The organism is Aeromonas sp. YN13HZO-058, assembly GCF_001921245.1.
Lineage (GTDB): Bacteria > Pseudomonadota > Gammaproteobacteria > Enterobacterales > Aeromonadaceae > Aeromonas > Aeromonas allosaccharophila.
Genome location: NZ_MQSY01000029.1, coordinates 1 through 7,585, shown reverse-complemented (window position 1 = coordinate 7,585; position 7,585 = coordinate 1). Strand labels below are relative to the sequence as shown.

Annotated in this window: 5 protein-coding genes; 1 reads left to right on the top strand and 4 read right to left on the bottom strand. The window is 58.4% G+C overall.

The features are described from left to right. Positions 1-122 precede the first annotated feature (122 nt). From ppnN to queF, 4 genes are all read right to left on the bottom strand, one after another. Positions 123-1,478, bottom strand: coding sequence for a nucleotide 5'-monophosphate nucleosidase PpnN (gene ppnN, locus BSP75_RS06915; protein ID WP_042657209.1), 1,356 nt, complete (start codon positions 1,476-1,478; stop codon positions 123-125). A 148-nt stretch (positions 1,479-1,626) separates the two neighbouring features. Then, a complete protein-coding gene (locus BSP75_RS06910) occupies positions 1,627-3,243 on the bottom strand; it encodes a GGDEF domain-containing protein (RefSeq protein ID WP_075112688.1) in 1,617 nt (538 codons plus the stop codon). 83 nt (positions 3,244-3,326) lie between these two features. Continuing rightward, the gene (locus BSP75_RS06905) at positions 3,327-5,609 is read right to left on the bottom strand and encodes a hypothetical protein (protein WP_075112687.1); all 2,283 of its coding nucleotides are present in this window, start codon (positions 5,607-5,609) and stop codon (positions 3,327-3,329) included. Between the two features lie 212 nt (positions 5,610-5,821). Continuing rightward, a complete protein-coding gene (gene queF, locus BSP75_RS06900; RefSeq protein ID WP_075112689.1) occupies positions 5,822-6,670 on the bottom strand; it encodes an NADPH-dependent 7-cyano-7-deazaguanine reductase QueF in 849 nt (282 codons plus the stop codon). Positions 6,671-6,862: 192 nt separating this feature from the next. Between queF and BSP75_RS06895 the strand changes: the two genes are divergently transcribed. Beyond that, positions 6,863-7,411 (top strand): SecY-interacting protein Syd, encoded by a 549-nt coding sequence (locus BSP75_RS06895; protein WP_075112686.1) that lies wholly within the window; start codon positions 6,863-6,865, stop codon positions 7,409-7,411. The last annotated feature ends 174 nt before the right edge of the window (positions 7,412-7,585 follow it).

Genomic DNA, 7,585 nt, shown 5'->3' with positions numbered 1-7,585 from the left:
GTGAAGCCAAGGCCACAGAGGTATAGTGTGAAAAAAGCCAATAAAAACAATGCCAGTCAGGCTTAACTGACTGGCATTAGCGCCAATGCGCCCCCTCTGTCGATGATGTGGCTGTCTATACCCTAGCGGACGATTTCGTAGCAGGGCACATATTGGCTGCCCGGCAGCTTCATTCGCTGTTGCTTGACGAAGCTCTCCAGCAGCTTGTCCATCAGGTGCATCAGCTCCTTGTCGCCGTGCAGCTTGAAGGGGCCTTTCTTCTCGATGGCGCGAATGCCCCCTTCCTTGACGTTGCCAGCGACGATGCCGGAGAAGGCACGGCGCAGGTTGGCAGCCAGCAGTTGCGGCGGTTGATTGCGGTGCAGATCCAGACTGGCCATGTTGGCGTGATCCGGCTCGAACGGGAGTTGGAACTCAGGTTCAATCTTGAGCGACCAGTTGAAGGAGTAAGCATCGCCGACCGATTTGCGATATTCGCGAATCTTCGGCATCGCCTCTTTCATCACCCGGGCTACTTCCGGCGCATCGCCGACGATGATCCGGTAGAGCCGGGTAGCAGGCTCGCCCAGGGTCGCCTTGATGAAGTCGTCGATGGCACGGAAGTAGTCGGCGCTCTCTTTCGGGCCGGTCAGAATGATCGGCATCGGCTGGCGTTCGTTGGCCGGGTTCATCATGATGCCAAGTAGATAGAGCAGCTCTTCGGCGGTGCCGACTCCACCCGGGAAGATGATGATGCCGTGGCCTAGGCGCACGAAGGCTTCCAGTCGCTTCTCGATATCCGGCAGGATCACCAGCTCGTTGACGATGGGGTTGGGCGGTTCGGCTGCAATGATGGAAGGCTCCGTGAGGCCGATGTAGCGCCCGTTGCGTACCCGCTGTTTGGCATGGCCGACGGCAGCGCCCTTCATCGGGCCCTCCATGGCGCCCGGGCCACAACCGGTACAGATGTTCAGCTCGCGCAGGCCCAGTTCGCTGCCCACGGCGCGGGTGTACTGGTACTCGATCGCATTGATGGAGTGGCCACCCCAGCAGACGATCAGGTTGGGATCGGCGCCCGGCAGGATCACCTTGGCGTTACGCAGGATGGCAAACACCACGTTGGAGATATGGGTGGAGTTGGTCAGATTGACCTGGCGGTTGGACTCGAGCTGATTGGAGACATAGAGAATGTCGCGCAGCACCGAGAAGAGGTGCTCCTGAATGCCGCGAATGATCTCGCCATCGACAAAGGCGTGCTCGGGGGCATTGAACAGTTCCAGCTTGACCCCGCGCTCGCGCCGGATCACATGAATATCAAACGATTTGAAGCGCTCCAGGATCTCCTTGGAGCTGTCGGTATGGCTACCAGAATTGAGCACTGCCAGCGAGCAGTTGCGAAACAGTTGATAGATATCGCTGGAGGCAGTCTGCTTGAGGCGATCCACCTCAAGCTGTGACAGCAAATCCATGCTGCCGACGGGATTGATGTGCGTAATCATAGGTTCCCCTTTACTCACTTGTTATCGTTGTGTTTTTCCCTGGGGAGAAAAGGGGACGCCATGTAGCATCCCCTGAGATCGATAGTAGTGGTAACAGAGGGGGGAGGGAAATAGGGTGACGACTGTTCGCTGTTTTTTTAGCCGCTTGTCAGGCCAGTGTCACTTGATCCCGACCGGTGTTCTTGGCGTGGTAGAGCGCCTTGTCCGCCCGCTCGAACACATCGGACGGGTTATCCCCATCCTTGAACAGGGTTGCGCCGATGGAGATGGTGATCTCCACCTTGGCATCGCGAAAACGGAACGGGATGCTCTTGATGGTCTGGCGCAGGGTCTCCAGCGGCTTCTGGAACTTGTCCGGGTTGATGTTGGGCAGCAACACCACGAACTCTTCCCCGCCGAAACGGGCGATGAAGTCAGTGTCACGCAGGGCACTCTGCAGCGCCTTGGCGACCACTTTCAGCGCCTTGTCACCCGCCATATGGCCGTAGTTGTCATTAATGTTCTTGAAGTGATCGATGTCGATGATCGCCATGCAGAGCGGAGTGCGGTAGCGCAGCCAACGTTTGTACTCCTGCTCCAGCCGTTCATCGAGGGCGGCCCGGTTGTGTACCTGGGTCAGGCTGTCGAGGAACAGCTTGTGCTTTTGAATGGTCAGCCGCTTCTTGTACTCGGCGGTCTCCTCCTTCATCAACCGCAGCTTGGACTCCATGGTGGAGAGGCGGGTGAGCAGGTGACGCTCCCGCGCCGCCGTGCTGTCACGCTCTTGCAGCAGCAGGTTGATGGCGCCCATATGGCCGGAGATGGCGCGCTTGAGCGCATCGATGGAGTTATGGCTGGCCAGGGAGTGATCGATCGCCTGCAACTCGTTGACCAGCGCCTCGCGTGTCTCGCGGGTTTCGTTTTGCAGCGCACGCCCCTCATCGAGGGATTCGGTAAAGCCGACATGTACCGCGGACAGGCTCTCGTTGAGGGAGCTGAGGAAGGCGCGGGAGGCTTTGCGCTCCTCACGGGTGCCTTCGATGATTAGCTCGATCACCTGCAGGCAGGTTTCCGCCAGCAGGGCAGGGTTAATCCCGATCAGCAGTTGGCGGCGAATATCGCTCAGGCTCTCGCCGATGGCGCCGGCAAAGTCGAGTTCGGTGATAAGTCGCTGCAGCTCATCGGCGATGCGAGCGTGATCCTTGAGATCAAACGGGTCGACATCTGGCTGGCCATCGTTGCTGGCAGTATCGCTTTCTTGTTGAGTTGCACCTGACGGTGCCAACAGGGGCTGACTTGGCAGCAGCTGGATCTTGATCGCCTGCTGGTAGAACTCCAGCAGCTTGATCACCTTCTTCTGGTGATCGGCAATGCCGTAACCGGCGGGACTTGCCAGAAATTCTTTGAGGGACTTGCGGGTCTCTTCCGGGAAGCCCTTGATGTTTTTCAGCTGTTTGGAACCAAGATCGATGGCGGTCTGGGTCAGGGTGATCGACTCTTCCAGCGCATTGCTGTGCTGCTGCAGCAGTTTTTCAATGGCCAGCAGGTCGGCATCCAGCGAGGTAAATGCGGGATTGTTATCCAGTTTCTGCTTGAGCTTGGCGAAGCGATTGTCCAGCTCGCGGTCGAAGCCACGGCAGGAGAGCATCAACTTGTTGATAAACTGGATGCCGCGGGCACGCTCTGCATCGGAAAACGACAGCACGCCGTCGAGTTCCAGCTGTTTCTGCTGAAGGGATTCCCTGAGCCTGGCCAATTGTCCTGCTACGGCAGCGATGTCATTCATTATCAGGTCGCCCTGTTGTCATTATTGTTTTTGGTGTTGGATAGCAACAGTGGTCGAACTTTGTTTCGATCCTCGCCTGTTATCTACATTATTTCCTGGTGGTTATCGGCTGCCGGCTTCCTTGCAAGGCTGGGCCAATTAACCCATTGCTTTTCATGAGAAGAATTGACTTTTACCAGTCCCTTGTCAATTGCCATCAGGCCGCATTGCCACACATCCCCATTAAAAAATGCCGCTTGTTGGCAATCGATCGCAGCAAGCTCCAACCAGGCGTTTTGCTGGCATTTTTCACTGAGCTGAATGGCTCCCGACAGGGCGAGATAGCAGAGGTCAAACAGGCCATTGTGATCGAGCGCCGTCGCCGCTTTGGGCAGGAAGGGGTGACTGACAATCCCGAGGCTGATCCGGCGATCCAGCGGATAACTACAAGGGAAGGCGGCGATGGCCGTCAGCAGGTCTCCCGCCAGTTGATGCAGGTTGGTGACGTGGCGCTGTGGCACCACATAGAGCATGTGTCCTTCCCGCAAGTCATAGATACGGCCATCTTGCGGGGTCAGGGTGTCCATATAGGCACCGAAGGCCTGCTCGATTTCTCTGCTGGCCTGATAGCCGTGGCGCTCCAGCGTGTTGACCAGGAAAGGCACCCTGAATAGCAGATAGTGCAGCTTGTCATCGAACTCGCTGGAGGGCTGTTCACTGAGGTACCAGCGATCCGATTTCAACTGGCGCTTTGCCATCTCCCGCGGCCAGCGGTTCATCAGCCGCTGCCAGTTGGCCAGCCCCGAGCGTGGCTCGATCAGCAGGGCCTCATTGGTCCGTTTCAGTTGCAGGCGGGCAGTACGCAGCTTGAGCCAGAGGGTGAAGAAGAGGTAGATAAAGAGCGCCAGCAGCAGGCTGGTGGTGATGCTCGACCAGAGATAGCGCTCCTGCTGATGCTGGCTGTTGTTAAGTCGCTGCTCCAGCTCCTTGATATGCTGCACCCGTTCGACCTGAACATAGTTGTCGCGGATTGCTGCTTGCTCCATGGCCAGCTCCTGCTGGCGCACCTCTTCGCCAAGGCGGTGGAAGCGCTTGTAGCTGTCGAGGGCCTGGCGCAGATATCCCTTCTGCTCATAGGCGAGGGACAACAGGCGGAAGACCTCGTATTGACGGCGGGTATCGCCGAGCTGATTGGCCAGCGCGCGGGCGCTCTCCAGCTGCAGGATGGCGATGGCGGCTTCCTGTTTCTTCAGATAGAGCTCGCCGAGCAGCAGCAGGGTATCGATCAGCGGCTCTTTGGCATCGCTCAGCTCGTGGGACTGACGGGCCGCATTGAGGTAGTTGCTGGCCAGCGACAGGTTGCCGCTTTGCAGGTAGGTCTTGCCGATTTCGTACTTGAGCAGGGAGGCCTGCGGCCGGTTGCTCCCCTCATCGAGCAGGTCCAGCGCATTGAAGAAGTAGACCAGCGCCATGTTGAGGTCACCCTGCTCGCGGTTGAGCCGCGCCAGCACCATCAGGGAGTCGCACAGGAGGGAGGGGTTGCCGATGGAGTGGAAGTAGTTGGCCGCTTCATTGGCATATTGCAGCGCTTTCTGGGGCTCCTGCTCCTGCTGGTAGAGTTTGACTATCTGGTTCGACAGCAGGCCGAGAAAGAGCGGGTCGTTGAGACTTTTGGCCTGTTGCTGGGCATCGATATATTCCCCCAGCGCCAGCTGTGGCTGCTGCAGCGCGCGATAAAGGTCGCCGCTGATGGCGCTGACCCAGGCACTGGCGAGAGGATTGGGGGTCTTGGCGGCCCAGATCCGCGCGTCTGCCAGATGGGCCTTGGCATCATCGAAGTGCTGGTTCTCGATGTCGTAGCTGGTGCGTTGCAGGCGGCCATAGATCTGCAACTGGCTCTGCTTGAGAGCGGGGACGGCCAACTGCTCGTCCAGCTGAGCCATCAGGGCGCGGCTGGTGCTCTGGTTATCCGGTTTGAGGGCCTGACTGCGGATCTTGAGATAGAGGCCGTGAGCCTTGAGTTCCGGTTGCCGTTCTTTGTCGGCCAGTGCCATCGCCTTGTCGAGCGCTTGCTGGGTGGCCTGATACTGGCCAAGTTGCAGCAGACACTCCCCTTTGAGCAGATGGGCACCTATGGTCTGGGCCACCGTGCTGTAGCTCAGGATGGGTTCGCGATAACCGAACTCCTGGCGATTGCTGATGATTTGCTGGGGATTATTGGCTGCGCGCGCCAGGAAGGCGGTGGTGATCTGGACACATCTGGCAGGATCGGCCAGGACCATCGATTGCGCTTGTTGCAGATCGATAGAGAGTTGCTCCTTGTCCAGATCCAGATTCGGAGCTGACAGGGAGGACATCATCATGGCCAGAAAAAACAGTTGATTCATTGGATTAAGGACGGCGCAGAGGTGTTGGCATGTTATCCAAGCCCCCCCCTGCGAGTCCAGCGTTTACTGTGGTTTACAGGTGGCCGGCAAGTGGGTTTCGTCTGGAATTTATTATCCAGCGCCCTCATTCTTGCCATGTAAAGCATCGATTGAAACCTTCTGGCGCACAGTACAGAGGGCAGTGTGCCTGCCCTCTTTGCTGCAGCTCGCGTTTATTGGCGGATCAGGCGCAGGTTGGCGGGCACTGCTTCGAAATCGGTGCGGAACGGGTTGATGTCGAGGCCGCCGCGGCGGGTGTAGCGGGCATAGACGGTCAATTGCTCGGGCTGGCAATAGTGCTTGAGGTCGATAAAGATCCGCTCGATGCACTGCTCGTGGAACTCGTTGTGTTGGCGGAACGAGATAAGGTAGCGCAGCAGCTTCTCCCGATCGAGTTTCGGCCCTTTGTAGCGGATCACCACGGATCCCCAATCCGGCTGGCTGGTCACCAGGCAGTTGGATTTGAGCAGGTGGCTGTGCAGGGTCTCTTCTACCTGCTTGCTGCCGGCCGCTCCTTGCAGCAGGGTCGCATCAAATTCGTAGGTGTCTACCTCGATATCCTGCTCGTCGATGCACTCGCCGGGCAGCAGGGCAATCTGGTGCGGTGCCTGATCAAGAGGGAACAGGGTGACCGTGACGGTTTCACCGGCGCAGGCGCTCAGATCCTTGGTCAGCATGGCGGCGACCGCTTCGATGGAGTCGCAACGGGTCTGGTTGAACGAGTTGAGGTAGAGCTTGAAGGATTTGGATTCGATCAGATTCGCACTGGTGGCCGGAATGGTCACTTCACCCACCGCCACCATTGGCTTGCCCTTGGCGTTGAGCCAGGAGAGCTCATAGAGGGTCCAGACATCGCAACCGGTAAAGGGCAGATCATCGCCCAGCTGGAGGTCATCCCGGTTCAGGCTGCGGGGAACTGGCTGCAGCAGGGAGGGGGTGTATTGGCTGATGTAATCGGATTGCTGGCCCAGGCTCAGGCCGGTCAGGGCGCTGGCCCCGGCGTATCTATCTTGTTTGCTCACAGGGTTGCTCACGTAATCTGCTCATGATGAGTGGAATGAAACGGGCCATTGCAGGGCCGGATGGTTGCAGCCGTTTGGTTTGGGCGTCGGCCCGGGTTCTGTACCCGGGTCGCAAGGTCGGCTGGCAACCTTGTCTGTTACCGGGTTTGGTGGTGCAATAGCGGACTTTGCCAGCAATTGTGGGGATTTTCGATGTCGGATCAAGTTTTGTCTGCCCTGGAGCACTTTTTTGCCCGCTGGCAACGGGATGGCGAGGCCAGACGAGGCCTGCCCTTGTGCGAGTGGGAGGCGGACTGGCGTTCCCCCTGCCAGCTTGGTGAGCCCGCCGATGGTCGGGTGGCTTGGCGCCCTCACCAGCGCCCCGAACCCGCCGATTTTACGGCCATGGCCGATGCACTTGAGCTGACGATTCATCCCTGCGCCATTGCCCTTTTCGGGCACTGGTTCAGCCGCCCCATCCCCTGCCTCTTCAAGGGGCTGCGCCTTGAACTGATCTTGCCGTGGAACGACGCGGATCTCGACCTGCTCAGGGAGAACCTCATCGGCCACCTGCTGATGTTGCGCAAGTTAAAACGAACCCCCTCCATCTTTATTGCCACCACCCGCAACGAGATGACGCTCATCTCCCTTGATAACGAGAGTGGTCAGGTGTGGCTGGAGTGGCTCGACTCTGGCCGCCGTCTGCCGCTGGCCCCCTCCCTGCCTGCATTTCTGGAACGGTTGGAGACATTGCCGCAATAGCGTCTGTCCGAGCCACCATCGCTTGGCGGAACAGATATCGAAACGAATATCGAAACAAAAAGAGCCTTGCCATGCGGCAAGGCTCTTTTTTATGGCGCTGTCCCAATTACGTGTTGAAGGGCTAAGCTTGAAGTAGGCCATCACCTTGAGGTCTACCATCATGGATACCCCAGC

Bases quoted from the DNA above. Each gene is read 5' to 3' on its own strand.
- ppnN (WP_042657209.1), bottom strand. From the start codon at position 1,478: ATGATTACGCACATCAATCCCGTCGGCAGCATGGATTTGCTGTCACAG.
- BSP75_RS06910 (WP_075112688.1), bottom strand. From the start codon at position 3,243: ATGAATGACATCGCTGCCGTAGCAGGACAATTGGCCAGGCTCAGGGAA.
- BSP75_RS06905 (WP_075112687.1), bottom strand. From the start codon at position 5,609: ATGAATCAACTGTTTTTTCTGGCCATGATGATGTCCTCCCTGTCAGCT.
- BSP75_RS06895 (WP_075112686.1), top strand. From the start codon at position 6,863: ATGTCGGATCAAGTTTTGTCTGCCCTGGAGCACTTTTTTGCCCGCTGG.